Source organism: Streptomyces sp. HUAS MS02 (assembly GCF_055702265.1).
Genome location: NZ_CM146747.1, coordinates 3,585,030 through 3,610,738, shown reverse-complemented (window position 1 = coordinate 3,610,738; position 25,709 = coordinate 3,585,030). Strand labels below are relative to the sequence as shown.

Sequence of the window (25,709 nt, the reverse complement as noted above, 5' to 3'; positions counted from 1 at the left end):
AGGGGTCTCGGGCACCTCATTAGGCTCCGCGCATGGACGTACTCATCCACATCCTCGTCGGTCTCCACATCATCGGCATCGCCTCCCTCCTGGGAGGATTCCTCACCCAGATGAAGGCGATGGGCCAGGGCGCCGCCCGCTTCGTCCCCGCCATGCTGCACGGCGCCCTCACGATGCTCGTCACCGGCGCCCTCCTCGTCGGCCTCAACCAGGCCGACGACCAGCCCGTCGACAACATCAAGATCGGCGTCAAGCTCGCGCTGCTGATCGTGATCCTCGGCCTGGTCTACGTGAAGCGCGACGAGGAGACGGTGGAGAAGCCGCTCTTCGCTCTGGTGGGCGCGCTGACCACCGCCAACGTCTTCATCGCGGTGCTCTGGACCTGAGGCAACCCTCACGGTGAGGCCCCGGGTGGCGAGCCCCGGTTACGCGGGCCGCACCACGCTGTGGATCGAGGACTCGCCGTCGTAGAAGATCGACTCCTCGCGGACGTACGTGCCCGGCTTGGGGGCATGGATCATCATGCCGTTGCCGATGTAGATGCCGACGTGACCGATGTTGTCGTAGAAGAAGACGAGGTCGCCCGGCTTGGCGTCGGCGAGGGGGACGGTGGTGCCCGCCTCGACCTGGTCGTAGGTGGTGCGCGGGAGGTCGACGCCGGCGGCCTTCCAGGCGGCCTGGGTGAGGCCGGAGCAGTCGTAGGAGCCGGGGCCGGTGGCGCCCCAGACGTACGGCTTGCCGATCTGAGCGCGGGCGAAGGCCAGGGCCTTGGTCGCCTTCGTGGCGTAGGTGGAGTCCTCGACGGGGGCGGTGGTCCCGCTGGTGCCGGGGGACGTCTCCGTGCCGGCGGTGGTCCCTCCCTGGGGCTCCTGGGTCTCCTGGGTGCTCGGGGCCTCCTGGCTGGCCTGCTGCGCCGCCTGCAGGCGCGCGAGTTCCTCCGCCTTGCGGTCGGCCTCCTCCTGCTCGCGCTGTTCGATCGCGGCGAGCCGGGCCTTCTCCTCGGCGGTGAGGGTGGAGAGCAGTTCGCGGGCCTGGGCGAGCTTCGCCTGGACCTTGGCCTTGCCGGCCTTGAGGGCGTTCTGCGACTCGGTGAGCTTCTCGAGGCTGTCGCTCGCGGTCCGGCGCTGCTCCGCCGCGTCGGCCTGCTCGGTGACGTACGCGTCGACGGCCTGCTTCTGACGGTCCGTCAGACGGTCCATCAGCTGGTTCTGGTCGAAGTAGTCCTGCGGGTTGTCCGCGAGGAGCAGCGAGGCATGGTCGGGGGCGGACGCGCCGTTGCGGTACTGGGCCGCGGCGAACGATCCCAGTTCCTCCCGCGCCTCGTTGAGCTTCTCCGTGCGCTTGGCGACGCCGTCGAGGAGGGTGTCGACCTTCTTCTTCTGCTTGGTCGTCCTCTCCTTGGCCGCGTTGTACTTCTCGGTCGCCGACCCGGCCTTGCGGTAGAGGTCGTCGACTTTCTTCCCGACTTCCTCCAGGCTCGGCCTGTCGTCGGAGGGTGCGGCGGTGGCCGTCTGGGAGAGCAGGGCCACGGAGGTGAGGGCGGCCGTGGCGAGAGCGGGGGTGCGTATGCCCGCGCGCGTCCGGCCGGTCGGACGCGGCTTGCGGTGCGGCGCCATGGTTCGGCGTCTCCTTCCGTAGTCCGCCTACCGAGTTAGCTGTCGGGTTCGGGCGCAAGCTTCGGAAGGTTTGCCCTACGACCCTTGCCGCGAGCGGCGGTCGGGTCGATTCACCCCTGAGGTCGGTGGGTCCCCGGCTCCGGCGCCACGAGAGGCGTACCGGACTCGGCGGAGGCCGTGCGGCCCGGCGACGTTCGCCGGTTGTGTCGTACGGCCCAAGAGAAGAAGCTAGCCAACTCGTGGGTCCCGTGTGAAGGTTGATGTTCGATATGCCCGATACGTTTTCGTGACCTTAGCCTCGTGCGTGCGGCAGGCGGTACGCTCGATCGCTCACCGTCGTGAGGTGAGCGCGGTGAGTGGCGGGTGTGGACTTCCCGGGGCGGCCCCTCGCTGTCAGTGGGGGCGCCTAGACTCGGAGAGCGATGAGCAGCCTCTTTGACGACAGCTTCCTGGCGGACCTCCAGGCCCCCCGCGGCCATGCGGAGGAGCCCCCGCCGCCGCCCGAGGACGATCATGTACCGGAGCCGCTTCCGGACGATCTGTTCGGCGGGAAGTTCGACGCGCCCCCGGACCGGGACGAGTACTACCGGGGCGGCGCCCCCCGCCCGGCCCTCGACGCGGCGGCCCTCCTGGACGGGCTGAACGAGAACCAGCGGGCGGCCGTGGTGCACGCCGGCTCCCCTCTGCTCATCGTCGCCGGCGCGGGTTCCGGCAAGACCCGGGTGCTCACCCACCGCATCGCGCATCTGCTCGGCGAGCGGCATGTCCACCCGGGCCAGATCCTCGCGATCACCTTCACCAACAAGGCCGCCGGTGAGATGAAGGAGCGCGTCGAGCAGCTCGTCGGCCCGCGCGCGAACGCGATGTGGGTCATGACCTTCCACAGCGCGTGCGTCCGGATCCTGCGGCGCGAGTCGAAGAAGCTCGGCTTCACGTCCTCCTTCTCGATCTACGACGCCGCCGACAGCAAGCGGCTGATGGCGCTCGTCTGCCGTGATCTGGACCTCGACCCGAAGCGCTTCCCGCCCAAGTCCTTCAGCGCCAAGATCTCGAACCTGAAGAACGAGCTGATCGACGAGGAGGACTTCGCCGCCCAGGCCGCCGACGGCTTCGAGAAGACCCTCGCCCAGGCCTACGCGCTGTACCAGTCCCGCCTCCGCGAGGCGAACGCGCTCGACTTCGACGACCTGATCATGACGACGGTCAATCTGCTGCGCGCCTTCCCGGACGTCGCCGAGCACTACCGCCGTCGCTTCCGTCATGTCCTCGTCGATGAGTACCAGGACACCAACCACGCCCAGTACGCCCTGGTCAGGGAGCTGGTCGGCACCTCCGAGCACCCGGTGGACGTGCCGCCGGCCGAGTGGGACGTGCCTCCGGCGGAGCTCTGCGTCGTGGGTGACGCGGACCAGTCGATCTACGCCTTCCGCGGCGCGACCATCCGCAACATCCTCCAGTTCGAGGAGGACTACCCGGACGCGACGACGATCCTGCTGGAGCAGAACTACCGCTCCACGCAGACGATCCTCTCCGCGGCCAACGCGGTCATCGAGCGCAACGAGTCCCGCCGCCCGAAGAACCTGTGGACCAACGCGGGCGCCGGTGCGCAGATCACCGGCTATGTCGCCGACACCGAGCACGACGAGGCCCAGTTCGTCGCCGACGAGATAGACCGACTGACGGACGCGGGCGACGCGAAGGCCGGCGACGTCGCCGTCTTCTACCGGACGAACGCCCAGTCCCGTGTCTTCGAAGAAGTGTTCATCCGGGTCGGCCTGCCCTACAAGGTCGTCGGCGGCGTCCGCTTCTACGAGCGCAAGGAGGTCCGGGACGTCCTCGCGTATCTGCGTGTCCTCGCCAACCCCGAGGACTCCGTCCCCCTGCGCCGCATCCTCAACGTGCCCAAGCGCGGCATCGGCGACCGTGCCGAGGCGATGATCGACGCCCTCTCCCAGCGCGAGAAGATCAGCTTCCCGCAGGCCCTGAAGCGCGTGGACGAGGCGTACGGCATGGCCGCCCGGTCGACCAACGCGGTCAAGCGGTTCAACACGCTGATGGAGGACCTGCGGACCGTCGTCGAGTCCGGCGCCGGGCCGGCGACCGTCCTGGAAGCCGTCCTCGAACGCACGGGTTACCTGGCCGAGTTGCAGGCATCCACCGACCCGCAGGACGAGACCCGTATCGAGAACCTCCAGGAACTCGCCGCGGTTGCCCTGGAGTTCGAGCAGGAGGCCGGTGCCGCGGAAGGCGAGACCGAGGGCGAGGCGCCGGCCGCGGCACCCGTCGGCCTCGCCGCCTTCCTGGAGCGGGTGGCGCTGGTCGCCGACTCCGACCAGATCCCCGACGAGGAGGAGGACGGCTCGGGCGTCATCACGCTCATGACCCTCCACACCGCCAAGGGCCTGGAGTTCCCGGTGGTCTTCCTCACCGGCATGGAGGACGGCGTCTTCCCGCACATGCGCGCCCTCGGCCAGACCAAGGAACTGGAGGAGGAGCGCCGCCTCGCGTACGTCGGCATCACCCGCGCACGGGAACGGCTCTACCTCACCCGGTCGACGCTGCGCAGCGCCTGGGGACAGCCCTCGTACAACCCGCCGTCGCGGTTCCTGGAGGAGATCCCGGCCACCCATCTGGAGTGGAAGCGCACGGGTGCCTCCGCGCCGGTGTCCTCGGGTCCGGCCGCCGGTATCGCGGCGTCGCTGTCGTCCTCCCGCTCCCGTTCCTCGGCCCGTGGCGCGTCCGGCTTCGCCACCCGCCGCGGCGACGAGAAGCCGGTGGTCTCCCTCGCCGTGGGCGACCGCGTCACGCACGACCAGTTCGGCCTCGGCACGGTCGTCGGCGTCGGGGGTTCGGGAGCGAACGCGGAGGCGACGATCGACTTCGGCGACACCAAGCCGAAGCGACTGCTGCTGCGGTACGCGCCGGTGGAGAAGCTGTAGCGGACGCGCCCTGTGCCCTGCGCAACGAAACACCGGGCCCCTGCCTGAGCAGGGGCCCGGTGTTTCGTGTCTGTGCGCCCCAGGCGCGTGACGGCTGCCTGTTACGTCGGGTTACGTCGGATTACGTCGGGTCCAGCCCGTGGCTGCGCAGCCACGACAGCGGGTCGATGGCGGAGCCGCCCGCCGGGTGGACCTCGAAGTGCAGGTGCGGGCCGGTCGAGTTGCCCGAGTTGCCCGAGTAGGCGATGGTGTCGCCGGCCTTGACGGTCGTACCGGAGGCGACCTTGTAGGTGGAGAGGTGGCAGTACCAGGTCTCGGTGCCGTCCTTGGCGGTCACGATGACCATGTTGCCGTAGGCGTTGTTCCACTGGGTGCGCACGGTGCCGTCGGTCGCGGCCATCACCGCGGTGCCGTACGAGACGGGAAAGTCTATGCCGGTGTGCAGGGACATCCAGTTGACGCCGGACTGTCCGTAGTAGGCGCTGAGCCCGCGCTCGGCGACGGGGAGCGCGAACTTCGGCCGCAGGCGCTCCTTACGGGCCGCCTCCGCGGCGGCCTTCTTCTGCTCCAGCTCCTGCTGGGCCTTGAGGTCGATGCGCTCCTGCGTCCGGCTGGCCCGGTCGGCGAAGTTGTCGGCCTCGGCGGAGAGGCTCTCCAGCTGGGTGTCGAGCTGGTTGTTGGCGGTGGACGGTTTCACGGCGGTGGCGTCCGACTTGATCGACGCCGTCGTCTCCGTGTCGTCCGACGTGGCGCCGACCGAGGCCGCCGCGATCCCCGCGACCCCCATGACACAGGCCGACGGAACAGCCACGGTCAGCAGGGCGGAACGTTTGGCCGGAGCCTTGCGGCGCGACCGTGAGGCCGCGCGGGTGGCCGCCCGGCCGGGGCCCGCGCTGCTGGTGGCCGCCGTGGTGACCTCTTCCTCGCCGTCGAGGAGTATGGCGCGGTCCGCGCCGTCGCTCTCGAACTCGCCGTCCGCCGAGGGGTGTTCGTCCTGGTCGTACGGGGCGATCTGCTCGAAGGTGGCGGTCGCCTGCTGGTGGAAGTCCGTGGCCTCGGACGACAGGTCCACCACGACGGTCTGCGGGTGGTCGTGCGCTTCGTACGACTCGGGGGCGCCGCCGGAGTGTTCGGCCGCGCCGCCACCGTGCTCGTCGCCGACGGGTGTGCCGTCGCTGTTCCACTGGGTGGCGTCGAAGGCGCCCGTGTCGAAGTGCTGGGTGCCGATCCACTGCTGGGTCTGGCCGCCCTGCCCCAACTGGTCCGCGTCGTCGGACTGTTCGGTCTGCAGCCAGCCGCTCGCGTCCCACTGGCCGCTCGCGTCGGGGCCCGACGGCTGCGTCGGAACCTGGGAGAGGTGTTCGTAACCGGACGACCAGGACGTCGTGTCGTAACTGCCCGTGTCGTACGCGGCCTGGTGCTGCGCGGCGTACGGGTCGTAGTTCAGCGTCTGGTGGCTGCCGGTCGACCACTGGGTGGCGTCGTAGGAGCCGGTACCGCTGTCGTTGCCCGGCATGTCGCCGAAGAGGGGGTCGACCGCGAAGGTGCCCGTGGCGTTCACGTGGGAGCCGGTTTCAAAACCGGTGGCGGGGTAATCGCCGTACGTGGTGAAGTCGCCGTAGCCGGCTTCCTGGTGGCCGTACGACGCGTAGTGCGCCGGGTCGGCTTCAGAAGCCGCAGCCGGGGGTGTTGCGGTCCCCGACGGGTGACGATCGTTCACCAACTTCTCTTTCGCCTCGACGACAGGGGCTGGCAGAGCAGTGCGGTGACTGTACCCGGCGGTATGCGGGCGCGACAATCTTCAACGGGTTTCGCGCGCGCAGGAAACGGGCATTCGAGCGTCTTTCGGCGGTCTGTGGGCATGACTTTGGCCTGGCGTTCGAAGGTTGTTCGATAGTCGACCACTGCATGCGACATGCAGGACGCCCGTGAGAACCGGGGCGAGGCGTTTCTCCGGGTGACCTCGGGTCCGGCGTGGGGCGCGAAATTGCCGTCGGGAGGGGTGTCGCGAGTCGGGCGCGTGGTGGGGGCGCGTGGGCGCGCGCCAGGTTTACCGCCTTACGTCCGCATTTTGCCGCCCTGTGGCGAGCGTCACTGGCCCGGCCGTCAGGTTCCCGCCCCGTGGTCGGCGGTCGTGGCTCACGCCACCGTCAGGCCGCCCGGGCGGGCGGTGGCGCGGGCGCCCGTCCGTGAGGTGTCGAGGGCCTCGCGGATCCCGTTGGCGACGGCGGGGTGCACGGGCAGGGCGAGATGGCCGATCCCGGTGACCCTGATGTTCTGCGCCATCAGGTCCGGATGGTCGACGCAGGCGCTCTCCACCGGTGCCATCACATGGTCGAAATCGCTCCAGAACGCCACGAAATGGGTGCGGCAGCCCGGTGCCGGCTCCCGCAGTTCCTCCAGCACGTCCGAACCCGGCCGCATCTGCCGGACGATCGGATGGGCGTCCGCCAGCGGCACCGCCCGGGTGCCGCCGTGCGGGGTCCCCAGCGTGACGAGCGTACGGACACGGTGGTCACCGCCGAGGCGCTGCACGTAGTACCTGGCTATCAGTCCACCCAGGCTGTGGCCGACGACGTCCACCTGCTCCTGGCCCGTGCGCTCGCAGATCTCCTCGATGCGCCGGCCGAACAGCTCGGCGGCGGTGCGGATGTCGCAGGTGAGGGGTGAATAGTTGAGCGACTCGAGGTGCCGGGCGCCGGCCCCCGCGAGGGAGCGGCGCAGCAGGACGAAGACCGAGCGGTTGTCGATGAAGCCGTGCAGCAGGACGACCGGGGGCTTCTCCTCCGTGGGGAGCCGGGGCGCGTCGGACGGGGGGAGCGTGGGCGTGGCCCGTCGCTCCTGCGTCATCCCGGACGGATAGAGCAGCAGATGTCCCGCGAGGATCGCCAACTCCAGGGCGGTCGCCTTGAGAAGAGCCATGGACAGACCGGTCAGCCGGGTCGGCAGGAAGCGCTCACAGAGCGGAACAAGGGGCGCGACCGCCCTGGTGACCTTCATGCCCGACCTCCCGTCGCACACGGGCGGACGGCTCTGTCCCCCGTGTGCCTAGTGGAGAGACCGGCGGTGCGGGCGGCGGACGGCGGGTGCGATGCGACGTGACGCGGTGCGTGCGGAGCGCGTGCGTGACGTGCGGTGCGTGTGCGACGTGCGAGGCGCCGACCACGCGACGAGGGGTCCCGTTCTTCGCGACTCCCCGCTGCCCTGCCTTCTGCCGTCCGCCGGTGCCGATCCGTCCTCCACCCTGGCCTCCCGCGGGCGGTGGGTCGGTGCGGCACCTTCCGACGACTCTCCTTGCGCACGCCTCCCCGTGGCGCGCACGCCACGGGGAGCCTCCGGCCGGCGGCCCGGAAACGGTCCGGATGCCGCGATCACCTCCGTGATCACCTCGGTCCCCGCGACGCGTGGGCCGCGGAATCCGGGAGCAGTGCGCGGCGAACGTGTCCCACCGTGTGATTTCCCCCTCGCTCGCCACCGCGAAACGGCCGGTTGCGCGATCCTGGAGATAACGTTCGTTCACTTCCCCGGTGCGCTGTGTGGGTAGGTGTTTCATGGACCTGAGACCGTGATGTGCGCGGTTCGCCTGGTTGGGGCGGTGTTCTCGGCCGTTCCGTCACGGGTTGGTGCAGTCGTTTCATGGAGGCAGTGATGGGTGTGGCAGCCGGTCCGATCCGCGTGGTGGTGGCCAAGCCGGGACTCGACGGCCACGATCGCGGGGCCAAGGTGATCGCGCGGGCGCTGCGCGACGCCGGTATGGAGGTCATCTACACCGGCCTCCACCAGACACCCGAGCAGATCGTCGACACCGCGATCCAGGAGGACGCCGACGCGATCGGCCTCTCCATTCTCTCCGGTGCCCACAACACGCTCTTCGCGGCCGTCATCGAACTCCTCAAGGAGCGTGACGCCGAGGACATCCTCGTCTTCGGCGGCGGCATCATCCCCGAGGCGGACATCGCGCCGCTCAAGGACAAGGGAGTGGCCGAGATCTTCACGCCGGGGGCGACAACGGCGTCGATCGTGGAGTGGGTACGGGCGAACGTACAGCAGCCTGCGGGCGCTTGAGCGAGTGCGGGGCGGCCGGGAGGGCGCGTTGTCGGGTGCGCTCCGGTGGGGCTTCTCGCGCAGTTCCCCGCGCCCCTGAGAAGCAGGGCCCGCGCCCCCGCCTCACGAACCCTCCGGCGGTGCCAGCTCCGTGCTCATCGTCGCCCGTAGGCGCAACGTCGTCGTCAGTCGCTGGAACGCCTCCGCCCAGTACCCCCCGGCCCCCGGCGCCGCATCCTCCGCGTCCTCCGGCGTGGCCGTCAGCGGTTCGAGACGCACCGTTTCCACGGGGTCCAGGCACCGCTCGGCCAGCCCCATCACGCCACTGAAGCTCCAGGGATAACTCCCGGCGTCCCGCGCGATGTTGAGCGCGTCCACCACGGCCCGCCCCAGCGGCGGCGCCCACGGCACGGCACACACCCCGAGCAGCTGGAACGCCTCCGACAAGCCGTGGGTGGCGATGAACCCCGCCACCCACTCGGCCCGCTCCCCGCCCTCCAAGGTCGCCAGCAGCTTCGCCCGCTCGGCCAGCGACACCGCGCCCGGCCCGCCGGCCTCCGGCGCGGACGGCGCCCCCAGCAGCGCCCGCGACCACCCGGGATCCCGCTGCCGCACAGCCGCCCGGCACCACGCCCCGTGCAACTCGCCCTGCCAGTCGTCCGCGACCGGCAACGCCACGATCTCCTCCGGCGTACGCCCCCCGAACCGCCGCGACCAGGCCCCGAGCGGCGCCGCCTCCACCAGCTGGCCCAGCCACCACGACCGTTCACCCCGGCCGGCCGGTGCCTTGGGCAGCACACCGTCGCGCTCCATGCCCGGGTCGCACTCGTGCGGGGCCTCGACCACGATCGTGGGCGCCCCGGAGGCCGCCGACGCGCTGCCGGTGTGGTCGACGGCCACACACGCGGTCGCCCGCTTCGCCATCCGCCGCGCGAGCGCCGAGTCCGGCAGCGCGGACAGCAACTCCGCCGCCGTGGCACGGACGTTACGGCTGCGGTCGGCCAACGCGGCCTCCAGGAAGGGCTCGTCCGCCGCCTCCAGTCCCGTACGGAGCGTGTCGAGGAACATGAGCCGGTCCTCGGCCCGCTCCGTCGACCATGTGGACGACAGCACCTCGCGTGCCGAGGCGGCGTCCCGGGCCCGTATCGCCGTGAGCAGGGCGACGCGCTCCGCGAACAGGCCCTCCTGCCAGAGCTGCCGGACCCGCTCGGGCTCGTCCGGGCCGGGGAGCGCCGCGCCACCACCGGGCGCCGCACGCAGAGCGAAACGCCAGTCAGGGTTGAGCCGGGCCAGCCACAGCGCCCGCGCGCCCGCGAAGGCGAGCACGGCGGGACGCAGATCCGTACGGCCGCGGGCCGCGTCCAGCAGGGCGGGCAGGACCTCCGGAGGTGCCGCGTAACCGTAGGCGTTGGCCAGGGCCAGCCACTGGGGGAGGAGCTCCATCAGGTCGGGTGCCGCGCCCCGGCGTCCCCCACCGGTGCCGGGCCGGTCGGTGAGCAGCGTCGTCAGCCGCCGCGTCGCGGCCGGTGGCAGGGGCGGACGCGGGTCCGGTGCCGCCGGTTCGGGGCGCGCCGCCGCCCGTACCGGCCGTATCCCCGCCCTGCGCCGGACGGTCGCCACGGCCGCCGCGTCCAGCAGCGCGACCGGCGCGTCCCGGCCCGGCACCGCCCCCGGCGGCGTACGCCGGTCCGTCCCGAGCAGCGCGGTGGTGACCAGCTCCTCCCAGGCGAGCACTGGCGTGGTCGGCGTGGGGGAGGGAGCGTCGCCCGTGGGGCCTCTCATGTGGGGTCCTTCCGTGCGCGGACGGTTGGGTGAAGCCGGAGGGGTGTGACGGGGCCGAGGAAGAGGCGAGGCGGCCCGTACGTCGGCTCGTCTCAACACAGGGCCACCGCCTGCCCGGTGGGTCCCTGGGCGTCCTCTCGATCCGCGGCCCAGGCCGTCAGTGGTGTGAAGCCGTGGTGCCCGCACTCGCCGAACACGGTGACGGGTGCCCCGCCGGAGAGGGCCATGAGGCGCCAGAGGCCGGGGCGGGAGCGGGCGGAGGAGGTGAGAGGAAGAGCGAGATCGCTGTCGGCGTCGATCAGTTGCCAGGCCTCGCCGTCCGGGGCGGGGACGACGTGGGTGAGCGTGACCGGGTACGAGTCGAGCCAGGGATCGTCCTGGAGAGCCGTGCCGTACCGTGCGGCCGCCTCGGACGGGGGGAGGCCCGGCGGGCGTGCGGACGACGGCTCGGGCGCGGTGAAGCGCTCGCCCAGCGCCGCGCGCAGCTGTCCCGCGCCCGGATACGCCGCGACCTCCGCCTCGAAGGCCAGCCCTACCGGGAGCGACAGCTCGGGCGCGCGGCCGGCGGCTCCGTAGGAGAGGAGCAGTGCCGTACGGCCCGATCCGGTGCCGTACAGCCAGATGCGACGGGTGGTGAGACGGGCGTCGGAGGTGTCGTACTGGGCGAGAGTGAGCCAGTGGTCGCGGACCGGTGGGCCGTCCGCGGAGCCGGACAGGCCGATCCGGGAGCGGACCGTGGCCGCGAGGCCCTCCGGGAGGTGGTCGCGGCGCAGCCAGCCCTGGTCCAGCAGATGGAGGAGGGCGCACTCCTCCAGGAGGCGGACGGGCCAGCCCGGACCCGACCCCGGTATCGCGCCCAACTCCCGCACGCGGGAGGCCAGTCCGGGCGCCTGGGCGTCGACCATGCGGGCCGCCGTCTCCTCCCAGAGCGTGTATCCCGCCTGTTCCGCGGCGGCCAGGCCGCCGCGGAACAGGTCGGTCAGGCGCTGTTCGAGCTCCGCCGCGCCCGCGGTGATCCGGTCGGCGCGCCGCTCGGCACGGCGCCGCGCCGCCTCGGGGTCAGCGGACGTGGCCCCAGATGCCGCGTCCGTCCTCGTCGTCCTCTCCGCTGCGCGCGTGCGGCGGCCGGCAAGCCACTGCTGCGCCCAGTCCGGTGCCTGCCCAGGAGGCACCGCGGTGTCGTCGCCCGCCCAGAGCAGGAGCAGCCCCAGCGCATGCTTGCACGGGAACTTCCTGCTCGGACAACTGCACTTGTAGGCGGGCCCGGTGGAGTCCGCGACGTCGATCACTGTTTGATACGGCTTGCTGCCACTGCCTTTGCATAGTCCCCACACCGTCCCCTCGTCCGAAGTACCCGCCGACGACCAAGGTCCGGCCACGGCGAGTTTGCTTCCGGCTTTGCGCGACGCTGCGTCAGGTGCCAATGCCAGCACCTGCTCAGCCGTCCAGCGCACCCCCTGCTGAGTCATGTTCTGAAGGTAGATCCCACCACTGACAATTGGCTTGCGCGATCCAATTTCCCCAGGTCAGACTGGATTGTCAGTGGCGTGGTGCAGTGTGGTCAGCAGATCCGAACCGGCCGAGCTGGAGGGGGACTCAGCCATGCCTGCGTCTGCTGGAACGACCACTGTCGACCCGAGCCACAACCAGTCCGCGCCCGCGAACACGCACACGAGCACGCACCTGGACCCGCGCGGGCAGGCACGCCCCGACACGCACCCGGAAGCGAGTCCGCAAGCGCGTCCGGACGGCGAGGTGCTGCGGGCGCACGCCGAGCACGCCTTCGCCCATGAACTCGCCGCGCTGGCCGCCCAGGACGACCGGCCCCGGCCGGCCCGGTGGAAGCTCTCGCCGTGGGCCGTCGCCACCTATCTGCTCGGCGGCACGCTGCCGGACGGCACGGTCGTCACACCGAAGTACGTCGGACCGCGCCGCATCGTCGAGGTCGCCGTCACCACGCTCGCCACCGACCGCGCACTGCTCCTGCTGGGCGTGCCCGGCACGGCCAAGACCTGGGTGTCCGAACATCTGGCGGCGGCCGTCAGCGGCGACTCCACGCTGCTCGTGCAGGGCACGGCGGGCACCCCGGAGGAGGCGATCCGGTACGGCTGGAACTACGCGCGGCTGCTCGCCCACGGGCCGAGCCGCGACGCCCTCGTGCCCAGCCCCGTCATGCGGGCCATGGCGGAGGGCATGACGGCGCGCGTCGAGGAGCTGACCCGGATCCCGGCCGACGTCCAGGACACACTGATCACCATCCTGTCCGAGAAGACGCTGCCGATACCGGAGTTGGGGCAGGAGGTGCAGGCCGTCCGCGGCTTCAACCTCATCGCCACGGCCAACGACCGCGACCGGGGCGTGAACGACCTGTCGAGCGCCCTGCGCCGCCGCTTCAACACCGTGGTGCTGCCGCTGCCGGAGAGTGCCGACGCCGAGGTCGACATCGTCTCGCGCCGTGTCGACCAGATCGGCCGGTCCCTCGACCTGCCGGCCGTGCCCGACGGCGTCGACGAGATCCGCCGAGTCGTCACGGTCTTCCGGGAGCTGCGCGACGGCGTCACCACCGACGGCCGGACGAAGCTGAAGTCGCCCAGCGGCACGCTGTCCACCGCCGAGGCGATCTCCGTCGTCACCAACGGGCTCGCCCTGGCCGCGCACTTCGGCGACGGCGTTCTGCGCCCCTCCGACGTCGCCGCCGGCATCCTCGGCGCCGTCGTCCGCGACCCCGCCGCGGACCGCGTCATCTGGCAGGAGTACCTGGAGGCCGTCGTCCGCGAACGCGACGGCTGGACCGACTTCTACCGCGCCTGCCGGGAGGTGACCGCGTGAGCGATCGGGGGGAGCAGGCGCCGCCGGGCGGCGCCGTCCGGGCCGACGGGGCTGCCGACGGGCCCTTGTTGCTGGGGGTGCGGCATCACGGGCCGGGGTCGGCCCGGGCGGTGCGGGCCGCTCTGGACGCGGCCCGGCCCCGGGTGGTGCTCATCGAGGGGCCCCCGGAGGCGGACGAGCTGATTGCGCTGGCGGCCGACGAGGACATGCGGCCCCCGGTCGCCCTCCTCGCCCACGCGGTCGACGAGCCCGGCCGGTCCTCCTTCTGGCCCTTCGCCGAGTTCTCCCCGGAGTGGGTGGCCATCCGCTGGGCCCTCGCCCACGGAATCCCCGCCCGCTTCATCGACCTGCCGGCCGCGCACTCACTCGCCCGGGGGCACGAGGAGGACGCCGACCCCGAGCCGGAGGGGCCTGCCCCGTCACCGGAGGAGGAACCGCTGCGGGGCGACCCGCTCGCCGCGCTCGCCGAAGCCGCCGGGTACGACGACGCCGAGCGGTGGTGGGAGGACGTGGTCGAGCACCGGGGGACGGGCGGGGACGCCTTCGCGCCGTTCACCGTGCTGGAGGAGGCCATGGGGGCGCTCCGGGAGACGTACGGCACCGGGGGCCGCGACCGGGACCTGGTGCGCGAGGCGCACATGCGGTTGCGGATCCGGGCCGCGCAGAAGGAGTTCGGGGACGCCGGTGTGGCCGTCGTGTGCGGGGCCTGGCACGTGCCCGCGCTGCGGCAGAAGCGGACCGTGGCCGCCGACCGGGCGTTGCTGAAGGGGCTGCCCAAGGTCAAGGCGGACATGACCTGGGTGCCGTGGACGAACCGGCGGCTGGCCCGGGCCGGCGGTTACGGCGCGGGCATCGACTCGCCGGGCTGGTACGGGCACCTGTTCCGCGCGCCCGACCGTCCCGTGGAGCGCTGGCTCACCAAGGTGGCCGGGCTGCTGCGCGCGGAGGACCGGATCGTCTCCTCCGCGCACGTCATCGAGGCGGTACGGCTCGCCGAGACGCTCGCCGCGATGCGCGGCCGCCCGCTGCCCGGCCTGACCGAGACCACCGACGCCGTACGGGCGGTGATGTGCGACGGCTCGGAGGTACCGCTGTCGCTGGTGCGGGACCGGCTGGTGGTCGGGGACGCACTGGGGGAGGTGCCGGAGTCCGCGCCGGCGGTGCCGTTGCAGCGGGACCTCACCCGGCTCCAGCGGCGGCTGCGGATCAAGCCGGAGGCCCTGGAGCGGGAGTTGGAGCTCGACCTGCGGAAGGAGAACGACGCGGAGCGCAGCCGGCTGCTGCACCGACTGCGGCTGCTCGGCGTCGCCTGGGGCGAGCCGACCACCTCGCGCGGCAGCACGGGCACCTTCCGGGAGACCTGGCGGCTGCGCTGGGAGCCCGAGCTGTCCGTGCGCGTCGCCGAGGCCGGGGTCTGGGGGACCACCGTGCTCGCGGCGACGACCGCCAAGGCCGAGGCGGACGCCCTCACGGCCGGCTCCCTCGCCGACATCACCGGCCTCGCCGAGCACTGCCTCCTCGCCGAACTCCCGGACGCCCTGCCCGTGGTGATGCGCGTCCTCGCCGACCGCGCCGCCCTCGACGCCGACGTCGCCCACCTCGCCCAGGCGCTCCCGGCCCTCGTGCGCTCCCTGCGCTACGGCGACGTCCGCGCCACCGACACCCGGGCACTGGCCGAGGTAGCCGCGGGCCTCGCGGAGCGCGTCTTCGTCGGACTGCCGCCCGCGTGCGCCGCGCTCGACACGGAGGCGGCCCAGGAGATGCGCCGCCATGTCGACGCCGTGCACGGGGCGGTGGGGCTGCTGGGCGACGCCGTGCCGGGGAAGCGGGCGCCGGGAGACGACGGGCTGCGGCCGCGCTGGCACTCGGTGCTCCATGTCCTCGCGGGGCGGGACACGGTGCCCGGTGTCATACGGGGACGCGCCGTACGACTCCTGCTGGACGACGGGGAGTTGGCGCAGGACGAGGCCGCCCGGCTCATGGGGCTCGTGCTCTCGCCGGGTACGGCACCGGCCGACGCGGCGGCCTGGATCGAGGGCTTCGTCGGCGGAGGCTCCGGCGGCGGGATGCTGCTGGTCCACGACGAACGGCTCCTGGGCCTGGTGGACGCCTGGCTCACCGGAGTTCCGGGGGACGCGTTCACGGACGTACTGCCGTTGCTGCGCCGGACGTTCTCGGCGTACGAGCCGGGGGTGCGCCGCACCCTCGGCGAGCTGGTCCGCCGCGGGCCGGGCCGACCGACGAGCGCGCCGGCCGTCGGCGGCGGCATACCGGGTTTCGCCGAAGAACTCGACGGCGACCGCGCGGACGCGGTGCTGCCGGTGGTGCGGCTGCTGCTGGGCCTGGACGACGCCCACGAGAGAGCCCAGGGCGCTCAGGACGATCACGGCGACGGGCAGAACGCCGAGCAGAAGAAGGCCGAGCGGGTGCAGGCCGAGCAGGAGAAGACGGATCACGAGAAGGCCGGCGACAACGACCTTGTGGGGGTGGCGGGATGACGAGTGACGGACGGCGTGAGCCGAGGCGGGCCGCCGTGGCGGGGGACGGCAGGGACGGGCAGGGACAGGGACACGGGCCGCGCTCGGGCGACCGCCCGACAACGGTCACCGTGATGCCCCTCTGGGCCCGGTTCCGTGCGGGGGTGGACCGATGACGGCAGGGACCGGGGCGGAAGCGGCGGCCGAGCGGCTGCGGCGGTGGCGGCTGGTGCTGGGCGGGGAGTCGGCCGACGGTACCGGGTGCGCGCTCGGCGGGCGGGACGCGGCGATGGACCAGGCGTTGACCGCCCTGTACGGGAAGGGCGACAGGGCGGGGACGGGGCGGGACCGTGCGGCGGGGCTCGGGGCGTCGGCGCCGTCCGTGGCGCGCTGGCTGGGGGACATCCGGACGTACTTCCCCTCCTCCGTCGTCCAGGTGATGCAGCGGGACGCCATCGACCGCCTGGGGCTGTCCGCGCTGCTGCTGGAGCCGGAGATGCTGGAGGCGGTCGAGGCCGACGTCCACCTCGTCGGCACCCTGCTCTCCCTCAACAAGGCCATGCCGGAGACGACGAAGGAGACCGCGCGGGCCGTCGTGCGGAAGGTCGTCGAGGATCTGGAGAAGCGGCTCGCGACCCGCACCCGGGCCACCCTCACCGGCGCCCTCGACCGCAGCGCGCGCGTCAACCGGCCCCGCCACCACGACATCGACTGGAACCGCACGATCGCGGCCAACCTCAAGAACTACCTGCCGGAGTACCGGACCGTCGTGCCCGAGCGGCTCATCGGGTACGGACGGGCCTCGCAGTCGGTGAAGAAGGAGGTCGTCCTCTGCATCGACCAGTCGGGGTCCATGGCGGCGTCCGTCGTCTACGCCTCCGTGTTCGGGGCGGTGCTGGCGTCCATGCGGTCCATCAGCACCCGGCTCGTCGTCTTCGACACGGCCGTCGTCGACCTCACCGACCAGCTCGACGACCCGGTCGACGTCCTCTTCGGCACCCAACTCGGCGGCGGCACGGACATCAACAGGGCTCTGGCGTACTGCCAGTCGCAGATCACCCGGCCCGCGGACACCGTGGTCGTGCTGATCAGCGACCTCTACGAGGGCGGCATACGCGACGAGATGCTGAAGCGGGTGGCGGCGATGAAGGCGTCGGGGGTGCAGTTCGTGACCCTGCTCGCCCTCTCCGACGAGGGAGCGCCGGCCTACGACCGTGAGCACGCGGCGGCCCTGGCGGCGCTCGGCGCACCGGCGTTCGCCTGTACGCCCGACCTCTTCCCGGAGGTGATGGCGGCGGCGATCGAGAAACGGCCGTTGCCGATACCGGACAGCGCGTGAAGGCGGGGCGGCGGCCGCGCGTGAAGGCGGAGCGGTCGCGGGTGGCGGCGGTCGTGGTCGGGGTGGCAGGCGGTAACAGGACAAGGGAGGTTGAAAAACGGACATGAGAACACGTCGGTGACAGGGGGCTTGCGCGGCGGCTGGCGTCCCGTGCGAGGATCGGCAACACTTCACAGTCTTCACACGGGTGTTCGCATCTCGCGCATCTTCGCCCCGGACTCCGCCGTTCCGCCGCACCGGAGGATTTTTCCGTCTTGACCTCAGCGACCGCGCTTCCCGGTGCCGGTGGCGTCCTGCGCGTGGTGCGCGGGGCCGCCGGGTGCCGTCTGGTGCGCGTGGCGCTGTTGGTGGGTGGGCTGTTCGTGCTGGGCCTTCTGTGCGGGGAGCGGGCGAGCGCCGCGGACGGGGCACCGACTTCGCCGTCCCCGTCCCTCCTGGCCGCCGTCACGCAAGACGTCGTACGGCCGGTCGCCGAGCACAGGGTGCGGCCGGTCGCCGAGGTGGCCGTACCGGTCACCGGGACCGCCGTGAAGTCCGTCGCGAAGCAGGTGTCGCGGCCCGTCACCGAGCAAGTGGTGCGGCCCGTCAGCAAGCATGTGGTGCGGCCCGTCAGCGAGCAGCCCGCGCGGCCGGCGTCCGAGAGAGCCACCGGGCGAGCCACTGAGGTAGTCACCGGCGGAGTCCTGGAGCCGGTAGTCGGGGATGTCCTGCGGCCGGTCACCGAGTCGGTCGTGCGGCCGGTCACCGACGGCGTCGTGCGGCCCGTCACCGAGGGTGTCGTGGTGCCGGTGGGCGACCTCGTGGAGTCGGTGACCGGAGGGCTGGGCGGGGTGACGTCTCAGCTGCCGCCGGTGGCCCTGCCGGCGCTGCCCGGAGTGCCGGGGCCGGGGCTTCCGGAGCTGCCGACACTGCCCGGGCTGCCTGGGCAGCCCGAATGGAACACCCTGCCCGTCGAGTCCCTGCCCGTCGGCGGCGTGCCTCAGGAGTCGGGGCCGAAAAAGCCCGAGAACCCGGGCCCGGCCTCGGACGGTGGCGCCGGGCATGGCGTCGGAGGGGCCACCGGTCCGGCTTCCGTCACGTACGGGCCGAAGGCCGTGGTCGGCGGTACGGCCGCTGTGTCGGCCCCTCACCGGACCGCCGGCGACCTGGACGCAGAGGGCTCGCCCGGCGTCCGCGTGCCCGCGCAGCACGACCCGGACGGTGTTCCCACGGGTGCCCTCGGCCGGCACTCCGCCGTCGACAACGGCGGGCCCCGGCACGCCGAGCCGCACGCCGTCGCCGCTCTCGACCCGACGCCGCTGAGCCTCGTGCCCGGCGCCCTCGCGACCGACACCCCGGGCGGGACCCGGGACCGGCACCGGGACATCCCCGAGTTCCCCGGCTGAGGGCCGGTCTCCTCACCGCGCAGACCTGTAGCTCCGCGGCGGCCGACCACGTCGGCCCGCCGTCCGGACGCCCCGCCGCGGTGCGGGGGACCGGCGGACCACGAAGAGCGGTGGTTGCACCGCCCTCGCTGCCCGCCGTCAGGTCATCCCGATCCCCTTTCGTGCACCGCGCTGCCCCTACGCCGTAGGGGACGCGGCCACAGTCGACCGACCCTCCGTGCGGAAACCCGGACGGCCGAAAGCCGTCGGCCCGGTCCGGGCGGATGCCGGGGGCGGTGACGGACGGTCTCCCATGGGGAGGAGACCGCCCGTCGGGGGCCCCTTCCACGTCGGTGGAGGGCCTCTGGGAACCTCACCGGACGTACCCCCGTCCGGTGAGGTTCCGCACGCGCGGCACGCGGTGCCAGTGAGCACGGCATCATGTGACAGGTATCACCGCTCAGGTGTGACCCGCGATTTAGGGGGCTCCCGCAAGCAGCGATAACCTGCGAGACGGACATGCCGCGCGCTCGGACACCGTGTGCGCCTCCCTTGTGACTCTCGGCGGACGTCACGTTGCCCTTCGCGGCACGCCCACGCATCCAACGAACCGCGATCACTGATAGGGACGGAAGCGCGTGGACCTGTTCGAGTACCAGGCGAGGGACCTCTTCGCCAAGCACGGTGTACCGGTGCTGGCCGGTGAAGTCATCGACACGCCTGAGGCGGCGCGCGAGATCACCGAGCGGCTGGGCGGCAAGTCTGTCGTCAAGGCTCAGGTGAAGGTCGGTGGTCGAGGCAAGGCCGGCGGCGTCAAGCTCGCCGCCACCCCGGACGAGGCTGTCGCCCGTTCGACGGACATTCTCGGGATGGACATCAAGGGCCACACGGTCCACAAGGTGATGATCGCCGAGACCGCTCCGGAGATCGTCGAGGAGTACTACGTCTCCTACCTCCTCGACCGCACCAACCGCACCTTCCTCTCCATCGCCTCCGTCGAGGGCGGCATGGAGATCGAGGAGGTGGCGGCCACCCGCCCCGAGGCCGTCGCCAAGACGCCCATCGACGCCAACGTGGGTGTGACCCCCGAGGTCGCCCGTGGCATCGTCGAGGCCGCGAACTTCCCGGCCGAGGTCGCCGACAAGGTCGCCGACATCCTCGTCACCCTGTGGAAGACCTTCATCGAGGAGGACGCCCTCCTCGTCGAGGTCAACCCGCTGGCGAAGGTCGCCTCCGGCGATGTCCTCGCCCTCGACGGCAAGGTCTCCCTGGACGAGAACGCGGACTTCCGCCACCCCGACCACGAGGAGCTCGTCGACCACGCGGCCGCGAACCCCCTCGAGGCCGCCGCCAAGGAGAAGAACCTCAACTACGTCAAGCTCGACGGTGAGGTCGGCATCATCGGCAACGGCGCGGGTCTCGTCATGAGCACCCTGGACGTCGTCGCGTACGCCGGTGAGAACCACGGTGGCGTGAAGCCGGCCAACTTCCTCGACATCGGCGGTGGCGCCTCCGCCGCCGTCATGGCGAACGGCCTGGAGATCATCCTCGGCGACCCGGACGTCAAGTCCGTCTTCGTCAACGTCTTCGGTGGCATCACCGCCTGTGACGAGGTCGCCAACGGCATCGTGCAGGCGCTGCAGCTGCTCAAGGACAGGGGCGAGGAAGTCACCAAGCCCCTCGTCGTCCGCCTGGACGGCAACAACGCCGAGCTGGGTCGCAAGATCCTCTCCGACGCCAACCACCCGCTGGTGCAGCGCGTGGACACCATGGACGGCGCGGCCGACAAGGCCGCCGAGCTCGCGGCTGCGAAGTAAGGACGAGGGAACACAGCCATGGCTATCTTCCTCAACAAGGACTCCAAGGTCATCGTCCAGGGCATGACCGGTGCCACGGGCATGAAGCACACCAAGCTCATGCTGGCCGACGGCACGAACATCGTCGGTGGCGTGAACCCCCGCAAGGCGGGCACGAGCGTCGACGTCGACGGCACCGAGATCCCGGTCTTCGGCACCGTCGCCGAGGCGATCGAGAAGACGGGCGCGAACGTGTCCGTCCTCTTCGTACCGCCGGCCTTCGCCAAGGCGGCCGTCGTCGAGGCCATCGACGCCGAGATCCCGCTCGCGGTCGTCATCACCGAGGGCATCGCGGTCCACGACTCGGCCGCGTTCTACGCGTACGCCGTGTCGCAGGGCAACAAGACCCGGATCATCGGCCCGAACTGCCCGGGTCTGATCACCCCCGGTCAGTCGAACGCCGGCATCATCCCCGGTGACATCACCAAGCCGGGCCGCATCGGCCTGGTCTCGAAGTCCGGCACGCTGACGTACCAGATGATGTACGAGCTGCGTGACATCGGCTTCTCGTCGGCCGTCGGTATCGGTGGCGACCCGGTCATCGGCACCACGCACATCGACGCGCTCGCCGCGTTCGAGGCCGACCCCGACACCGACCTGATCGTGATGATCGGTGAGATCGGTGGCGACGCCGAGGAGCGGGCCGCCGACTTCATCAAGGCCAACGTGAAGAAGCCGGTCGTCGGTTACGTCGCCGGTTTCACCGCGCCCGAGGGCAAGACCATGGGCCACGCCGGTGCCATCGTCTCCGGCTCCTCCGGTACGGCCGCCGCGAAGAAGGAGGCCCTGGAGGCCGCCGGCGTCAAGGTCGGCAAGACGCCGACCGAGACGGCGAAGCTCGCGCGCGAGATCCTCAACGGCTGACCTTCGGCTCGGCCGAGCCTTTTGTGGGCCCGCACCCCGGTCACGGGGTGCGGGCCCACTGGCGTCTCCGGGCGGGGCCGGTCCGGCGGCGTTGCCGGTCAATCACCAGCTGCCAGCTGCCAGCCGTCAGCCCTCGTCGTCAGTCGTCAGCCGGCTTCCGGATGCAGGCGTTCAGGCCCGGCGGCCGCCTCCGACCTGAGCTTGGCCCGGAGCTTCTGTTCGGTCTTGGAGAGGGGGCCGGGGGCCGCCCGCGGGGGCACGCCCTGGACCGGGGCGCCGGGCGGGACCGGAGGCTCGTAGTGGTCGGGGGCGGTGTGGAGGGTGAGGGCGGTGCTGGTGAGGAGGAGGGTGGTGAAGGCGATCGCGGCGTGGATCCAGCGCCGGGCGCGCAGGTCGGCCCGGGCGCGCAGGTCGACGGGCTGGGTCGGGCCGGGGCGGACGTCCGACGGGAGCGCGGCGAGGAGACGGTTGAGGTCGTCGGGAGCGACCGGCTGGGGGAGGCGTGCGGTGACGGTCTCGCGGGCGTAGAGGAGACGGCCGGCCGTGGCGGGGGTGCTGGCCTCCGTCTCGGCGGCCGTGTCGGGCAGGTCGAGGCCGACGCCGTCGTAGAGGAGCAGGGCCCGGCGGTACGGGGGCGGCAGTTCCAGGAGGGCGGTCAGCAGGGCACGGTCGGCGGGGTCGGCCGGCGGTGGTTCGCGGCGCTGGAAGGGCCGGGGGTGCAGACGGCGCCAGGGGGAGAGGGCGTAGTCGTGGGCCGCCGCCCGCACCCAGCCCGCCGGGTCGCGGTCGACCGCCACCTCCGGCCAGCGGTGCCAGGCCAGCTGGAAGGCGCGCTCGACGGCCTCGCGCGCGAGGCGGCGCTGCCCGGTGAGCAGATAGGTCTGCTGTACGAGGGTGGGGGCGCAGTACGCGTAGAGCGCGTCGAATGCCTGGGCGGGCGTCAGGCGTGGTGGGGACGTCACCGAGGCCGCGGTCGGATCCTCGGCATCGGCGTCGATGCCTGTGCCAAGGGGCTGCTGATACCACTCGGCCTCACCCTGGACCGCCGGCTCACCGGAAGGCGCGGCCGCGGTTCCGGATGAGGTTCCGTTTTCAGCGCCGATGCCGACCCCGGCGCCCGTTCTGGCTCCGACTCTGGCTCCGGCTCCGGTGCCGGTGCCGGAGCCGGTACCAGCGCCCGTTCTGGCTCCGCTTCTGGCTCCAGTCCTGGTTCCCCTCCCGGCTCCCGTCCTGTTTCGATGTCCGGCTCCGGGCTCGGCCCCGGGCGCGGTCACCGGGTCGCCTCCCGCCGTGGCGACCTCCGTTGGACCAACCCTCGTACGAAAAAACACATAAGCACATATTGGGCGACACGTGCAGGAAACGTCCGTTACGCCGGTAAAGCGCGTGTCGTTGGGAGCATGGCCGACGTGACGCACGCGACCGACCCGAACGACCCGGCCACCGGGCCGGGCCACCCCACCGGCCACGGCTGGGCGGCATCGTCCACGGCACCCGGGATGCCCCTCAGGCCAGGGGAGTCGACCGCCTCCCTGTACTCGTCGTCGCCGCGGTCCCCGATCTCGCCCTTGCTTCGGCGAGCGCGCCGCCGGTCGTCCAAGCTCGTCTCCGGTGTGCTGGGCGGAGCCCTCGCGGCGGGCCTCGGGTGTGCGGTGTTCACCGCGCTCGTGACCGTGCTCTGGATCAGTTCACCGTACCCGGACAGCGGGCCCGCCGGGGCGCTGCACGTGGCGGCGGCCCTGTGGCTGCTCTCCCACGGCGTGGAGTTCGTCCGCACCGACACGCTCTCCGGAGCTCCCGCCCCGGTCGGCCTCGTCCCCCTCCTCCTGCTCGCGCTGCCGGTGTTTCTGCTGCACCGTTCGGCCCGCGATCACGCGGGGGACGGCTCCGGGGTGAGTGCTCGGGCGACCTGGGCCGGACTCGTCATCGGATACGGGACGGTCGGCGCGGTGGTCACGCTGTACGCCTCCGGGGGCGTGCTGCGGCCGTCGTGGCTGTGGGCCGCGCTCTGCGTGCCGCTGCTGGCGGCGCTCGCGGCGGGCACGGGGGTGTGGGCGGCGCGCCGGGGCTCCCGGCTGCCCCTGCCCGCGCTCCTCGGGGGCGCCCCCGGGACGGAAGGGCGGCGGCAGTTGGCGGTCACCGCCGGACGGGCCGCCGGGGCGGGTGTGCTCGTCCTGACCGGTGGGGGTGCCCTGCTGGTGGCCGTGTCCCTGGTCTGGCACGGAACGGCGACCCGTGACGCGTTCCTCCAGCTGACCGAAGGGCTGTCCGGGCGGTTCGCCGTCCTGCTGCTCTGCATCGCCCTCGTCCCGAACGCGGCGCTGTGGGCGGCGGCGTACGCGCTCGGGCCCGGCTTCGTGCTGAGCGCCGGGCACACCGTCGCGCCGTTGAGCGCGGTCGCTCCCGCCCCGCTTCTGCCGTCCTTCCCGTTGCTCGCCGCCGTTCCGGCGGGCGGGGGTGCGCCGGTGTACTGGGTGGTGGGGGCGGTGCCGCTGGCCGCGGGGGTCACGGTCGGGTCGTTCATCGCGGGACGGGCCGCCGCCGACCGGTCGAAGCCGTGGTCCGTACGGCGTACGGCCGCCGCGGCTCTCCTCGCGGCGCTGCTGTCCGCCGCCGCCTTCGCTCTCCTCGCCCACCTCGCCGGAGGCCCCCTCGGCGTCGCCGCGCTCACCGACTTCGGTCCCGTGTGGTGGCGTGCGGGTGGCGCGGCCGGTGCCTGGGTGGGAGCGGTGGCACTCCCGGTCGCGCTGATGACGCGCTGGGCACGGGTACGGCCCCGAAAGCCCAAGTCCGCCGCGCCGACCACCGGCCCACGAACGGCGACGGGGGTGCCGGGGGCGAGGGGAGCCGGGCGGGAGAGGGCGGCGGGGGCGCCGGGGGTGGCGACGGGGCGCGGTAAGACGGTGGAGGCGCCGGAGGGCGGAACGGGGCGGGAGAGGGTGCTCGATGCGCCGGCGGTTGGGGTGGGGCCGGAGAGGATGCAGGGGGCCGAGGTCGGTCGGGATCAGGCGGGGGGCGCGGGGGACGCGGGGGAGGACGGTGTGGTGAAGGACGGCGCGGTGGAGGTGTCGGGGGCAGAGACAGCACGGGATGAGACAGCACGGGATGAGACGGCACGCGAGGAGACGGCGCGGGGTGTGCGGGGTGTGGCAGTGCGGGACGGGCTGGCTGGGGCGCACGCGGCTGAACTGCGGACCTCGACCACTTCCACGCCCACGGCCCCGCAGGCAGACGCCGGCCCAGTCACCGTTCCCGACGCCGGCCCGGGCATTGTTCCCCGTACCAACCCTGGAGCCGGTCCCACCCTCGACGCGTCCGTCCAAGCGGCCGCCGTCTCCCCGTCACCGCCCGTCTGGGACCCCGCCTCGCGTGAAGCCCGCTGGGCGGCGCTGCGCGAGGCGCTGACGCTCGGGGGCGCAAGTGATCGAGGCCCCGCCCCTTCCGACCAGGGCGGCTCCGGTAGAGGTATCGCTGCCCCTGCCCCTGCCCCTGCCTCGTCCGAGGGCGCGTCGGCGGTCGACACCGGCGCCGAGGTCCGGCCCGGAGAGGCGCCCTGACCAGTGCGAAGGCGCCGCCCGTGGTCGTCCTCGGCGGCGCCTCCGTGGCGTTGGCCGCCGTGCCGGGTGGCTACTGCGCGCCCAGCATCTCCCGCAGCGGGCCCTCCGGGAGGAGGTCCTTGCAGGACTTGGCGGAGACCGTGGTGAGGGAGTCGTCGACGCAGGTGTAGTAGTCGCGGTAGACGAACTGCGCCGTGAAGGTGATGGCGACGATCGCGAGCGCGATCGTGGAGGTCACCAGGCCGCTGATGGCCGCCGTCCGCTGGGGGCGACCGCTCGGCTCGGGCGCCGCCGGCCGGGACGGGTCCGGCGTGGCCGGCTTCGCCCGCAGCGCGCTGACGGCCCAGTACACGGCCAGCGAACCGAGCAGCAGCGCCACGTAAGGCCAGGCGAAGAGCGCGAAGAAGAAGGCCCACATACCGCTGAGCAACGAGTACCGCGCGCGCCGCTGGGCCGGGTCCGTCGGGTCCCAGCGCAGCCCACTGCCCGGCCCGCCCTCGGGGCCCTGCCCGGAACCGCCGGGTCCACCCGGCCCGCTCTGGCCACCGGGACGGTCACCGAAGTGTCCGCCGGACGAGCGGCCGGGCTGCCGGTCGCTCCACTGACTGCCCCACGGCGAGTGACCACCACCGCGCCCCGATCCGTCGTCGGAACCCCGGCCGTCGGGCCGGCGCGGCTGCCACGGCCGGTCGGGCGCGCCCTCGGGCGGCGGCGCGAACGGATTGTCGTCCGAAGAGCCTGAGCCCTGGCCCCGCCCGGGCTGCCCGGGCTGCTCGGGGGTGTCCTCGCTCTCGCGCGGAGGCGTGGGCGAGGAACTCCGCTCGCGCAACAGGAGCGAAGGAAGGCGGAGGCTGCGATCCGGCATCAGGAGTGCGTCTTCCCCTTGGTGAATACGGTCTGGTGGTGTGCTCGGCGGTGAGTCGGTGGTGGACCCAGTCACGATCTCGGCGCTGAGATCCACTGGTAGGGCATGAGCCGGTACTCCGTGAACGCCCCGCACACCGACCGCGTTCCCGAGCCCACTCCTGGCAGACGCTACCTC

The 25,709-nt window shown here is 72.5% G+C and carries 17 protein-coding genes and 1 riboswitch; of the genes, 10 read left to right on the top strand and 7 right to left on the bottom strand.

What is annotated here, in order from left to right; all coding sequences use genetic code 11:
* Positions 1–32 precede the first annotated feature (32 nt).
* Positions 33–386 carry a hypothetical protein gene (locus ACZ9QC_RS15340; protein ID WP_472920648.1) on the top strand — a complete coding sequence of 118 codons (354 nt, stop codon included), beginning with the start codon at positions 33–35 and terminating at the stop codon, positions 384–386.
* Positions 387–425: 39 nt separating this feature from the next.
* Here the strand turns inward: ACZ9QC_RS15340 and ACZ9QC_RS15335 are convergent, their stop codons facing one another.
* Positions 426–1,616, bottom strand: a complete 1,191-nt coding sequence (locus tag ACZ9QC_RS15335; protein ID WP_472920647.1) for a C40 family peptidase — start codon at positions 1,614–1,616, stop codon at positions 426–428.
* 9 nt (positions 1,617–1,625) lie between these two features.
* Positions 1,626–1,797, bottom strand: a riboswitch (cyclic di-AMP (ydaO/yuaA leader).
* Positions 1,798–2,038: 241 nt separating this feature from the next.
* On the opposite strand from ACZ9QC_RS15335, the gene pcrA reads away from it, so the two are divergent.
* Positions 2,039–4,555, top strand: coding sequence for a DNA helicase PcrA (gene pcrA, locus ACZ9QC_RS15330; protein ID WP_472920646.1), 2,517 nt, complete (start codon positions 2,039–2,041; stop codon positions 4,553–4,555).
* A 121-nt stretch (positions 4,556–4,676) separates the two neighbouring features.
* On the opposite strand, the gene ACZ9QC_RS15325 is transcribed toward pcrA, so the two are convergent.
* A complete protein-coding gene (locus tag ACZ9QC_RS15325; RefSeq protein ID WP_472920645.1) occupies positions 4,677–6,275 on the bottom strand; it encodes a M23 family metallopeptidase in 1,599 nt (532 codons plus the stop codon).
* A 419-nt stretch (positions 6,276–6,694) separates the two neighbouring features.
* Entirely contained in the window at positions 6,695–7,555 is an 861-nt protein-coding gene (locus tag ACZ9QC_RS15320; RefSeq protein WP_472920644.1) for an esterase/lipase family protein, read from the bottom strand.
* A 648-nt stretch (positions 7,556–8,203) separates the two neighbouring features.
* Here ACZ9QC_RS15320 and ACZ9QC_RS15315 point away from each other — a divergent pair.
* Complete coding sequence (locus ACZ9QC_RS15315; RefSeq protein WP_472920643.1) at positions 8,204–8,620, top strand: cobalamin B12-binding domain-containing protein; 417 nt, start codon at positions 8,204–8,206, stop codon at positions 8,618–8,620.
* Positions 8,621–8,722: 102 nt separating this feature from the next.
* On the opposite strand, the gene ACZ9QC_RS15310 is transcribed toward ACZ9QC_RS15315, so the two are convergent.
* Both ACZ9QC_RS15310 and ACZ9QC_RS15305 read right to left on the bottom strand, forming a co-directional pair.
* On the bottom strand, positions 8,723–10,381 hold the full coding sequence (locus ACZ9QC_RS15310; RefSeq protein ID WP_472920642.1) for a DUF5691 domain-containing protein: 1,659 nt from the start codon (positions 10,379–10,381) through the stop codon (positions 8,723–8,725).
* A 92-nt stretch (positions 10,382–10,473) separates the two neighbouring features.
* Positions 10,474–11,850, bottom strand: coding sequence for an SWIM zinc finger family protein (locus tag ACZ9QC_RS15305; RefSeq protein ID WP_472920641.1), 1,377 nt, complete (start codon positions 11,848–11,850; stop codon positions 10,474–10,476).
* Positions 11,851–11,983: 133 nt separating this feature from the next.
* Between ACZ9QC_RS15305 and ACZ9QC_RS15300 the strand changes: the two genes are divergently transcribed.
* The 6 genes from ACZ9QC_RS15300 to sucD all read left to right on the top strand — a co-directional run bounded on the left by ACZ9QC_RS15300 (position 11,984) and on the right by sucD (position 21,110).
* On the top strand, positions 11,984–13,210 hold the full coding sequence (locus ACZ9QC_RS15300; RefSeq protein WP_472920640.1) for an ATP-binding protein: 1,227 nt from the start codon (positions 11,984–11,986) through the stop codon (positions 13,208–13,210).
* A gap of 65 nt (positions 13,211–13,275) precedes the next feature.
* Positions 13,276–15,708, top strand: a complete 2,433-nt coding sequence (locus ACZ9QC_RS15295; protein WP_472921700.1) for a DUF5682 family protein — start codon at positions 13,276–13,278, stop codon at positions 15,706–15,708.
* 151 nt (positions 15,709–15,859) lie between these two features.
* Positions 15,860–17,026: a VWA domain-containing protein gene (locus tag ACZ9QC_RS15290; protein WP_472920639.1), complete on the top strand. Its 1,167-nt coding sequence runs from the start codon at positions 15,860–15,862 to the stop codon at positions 17,024–17,026.
* Positions 17,027–17,280: 254 nt separating this feature from the next.
* Positions 17,281–18,411 (top strand): hypothetical protein, encoded by a 1,131-nt coding sequence (locus ACZ9QC_RS15285; protein ID WP_472920638.1) that lies wholly within the window; start codon positions 17,281–17,283, stop codon positions 18,409–18,411.
* A gap of 617 nt (positions 18,412–19,028) precedes the next feature.
* A complete protein-coding gene (gene sucC / locus ACZ9QC_RS15280) occupies positions 19,029–20,207 on the top strand; it encodes an ADP-forming succinate--CoA ligase subunit beta (RefSeq protein WP_316726205.1) in 1,179 nt (392 codons plus the stop codon).
* Between the two features lie 18 nt (positions 20,208–20,225).
* Positions 20,226–21,110, top strand: a complete 885-nt coding sequence (sucD, locus tag ACZ9QC_RS15275; protein ID WP_086804565.1) for a succinate--CoA ligase subunit alpha — start codon at positions 20,226–20,228, stop codon at positions 21,108–21,110.
* Positions 21,111–21,256: 146 nt separating this feature from the next.
* Here the strand turns inward: sucD and ACZ9QC_RS15270 are convergent, their stop codons facing one another.
* Positions 21,257–22,108, bottom strand: a complete 852-nt coding sequence (locus tag ACZ9QC_RS15270; RefSeq protein WP_472921699.1) for a SigE family RNA polymerase sigma factor — start codon at positions 22,106–22,108, stop codon at positions 21,257–21,259.
* Positions 22,109–22,510: 402 nt separating this feature from the next.
* Between ACZ9QC_RS15270 and ACZ9QC_RS15265 the strand changes: the two genes are divergently transcribed.
* Positions 22,511–24,667, top strand: a complete 2,157-nt coding sequence (locus ACZ9QC_RS15265) for a cell division protein PerM (RefSeq protein ID WP_472920637.1) — start codon at positions 22,511–22,513, stop codon at positions 24,665–24,667.
* A 70-nt stretch (positions 24,668–24,737) separates the two neighbouring features.
* On the opposite strand, the gene ACZ9QC_RS15260 is transcribed toward ACZ9QC_RS15265, so the two are convergent.
* Entirely contained in the window at positions 24,738–25,532 is a 795-nt protein-coding gene (locus tag ACZ9QC_RS15260) for a hypothetical protein (protein ID WP_472920636.1), read from the bottom strand.
* Between the last annotated feature and the right edge of the window lie 177 nt (positions 25,533–25,709).

Coding starts and splice junctions, on each gene's coding strand:
- ACZ9QC_RS15340 (WP_472920648.1), top strand. CDS start 33: ATGGACGTACTCATCCACATCCTCGTCGGTCTCCACATCATCGGCATC.
- ACZ9QC_RS15335 (WP_472920647.1), bottom strand. CDS start 1,616: ATGGCGCCGCACCGCAAGCCGCGTCCGACCGGCCGGACGCGCGCGGGC.
- pcrA (WP_472920646.1), top strand. CDS start 2,039: ATGAGCAGCCTCTTTGACGACAGCTTCCTGGCGGACCTCCAGGCCCCC.
- ACZ9QC_RS15320 (WP_472920644.1), bottom strand. CDS start 7,555: ATGAAGGTCACCAGGGCGGTCGCGCCCCTTGTTCCGCTCTGTGAGCGC.
- ACZ9QC_RS15315 (WP_472920643.1), top strand. CDS start 8,204: ATGGGTGTGGCAGCCGGTCCGATCCGCGTGGTGGTGGCCAAGCCGGGA.
- ACZ9QC_RS15310 (WP_472920642.1), bottom strand. CDS start 10,381: ATGAGAGGCCCCACGGGCGACGCTCCCTCCCCCACGCCGACCACGCCA.
- ACZ9QC_RS15305 (WP_472920641.1), bottom strand. CDS start 11,850: ATGACTCAGCAGGGGGTGCGCTGGACGGCTGAGCAGGTGCTGGCATTG.
- ACZ9QC_RS15300 (WP_472920640.1), top strand. CDS start 11,984: ATGCCTGCGTCTGCTGGAACGACCACTGTCGACCCGAGCCACAACCAG.
- ACZ9QC_RS15290 (WP_472920639.1), top strand. CDS start 15,860: ATGACGGCAGGGACCGGGGCGGAAGCGGCGGCCGAGCGGCTGCGGCGG.
- sucD (WP_086804565.1), top strand. CDS start 20,226: ATGGCTATCTTCCTCAACAAGGACTCCAAGGTCATCGTCCAGGGCATG.
- ACZ9QC_RS15265 (WP_472920637.1), top strand. CDS start 22,511: ATGGCCGACGTGACGCACGCGACCGACCCGAACGACCCGGCCACCGGG.
- ACZ9QC_RS15260 (WP_472920636.1), bottom strand. CDS start 25,532: ATGCCGGATCGCAGCCTCCGCCTTCCTTCGCTCCTGTTGCGCGAGCGG.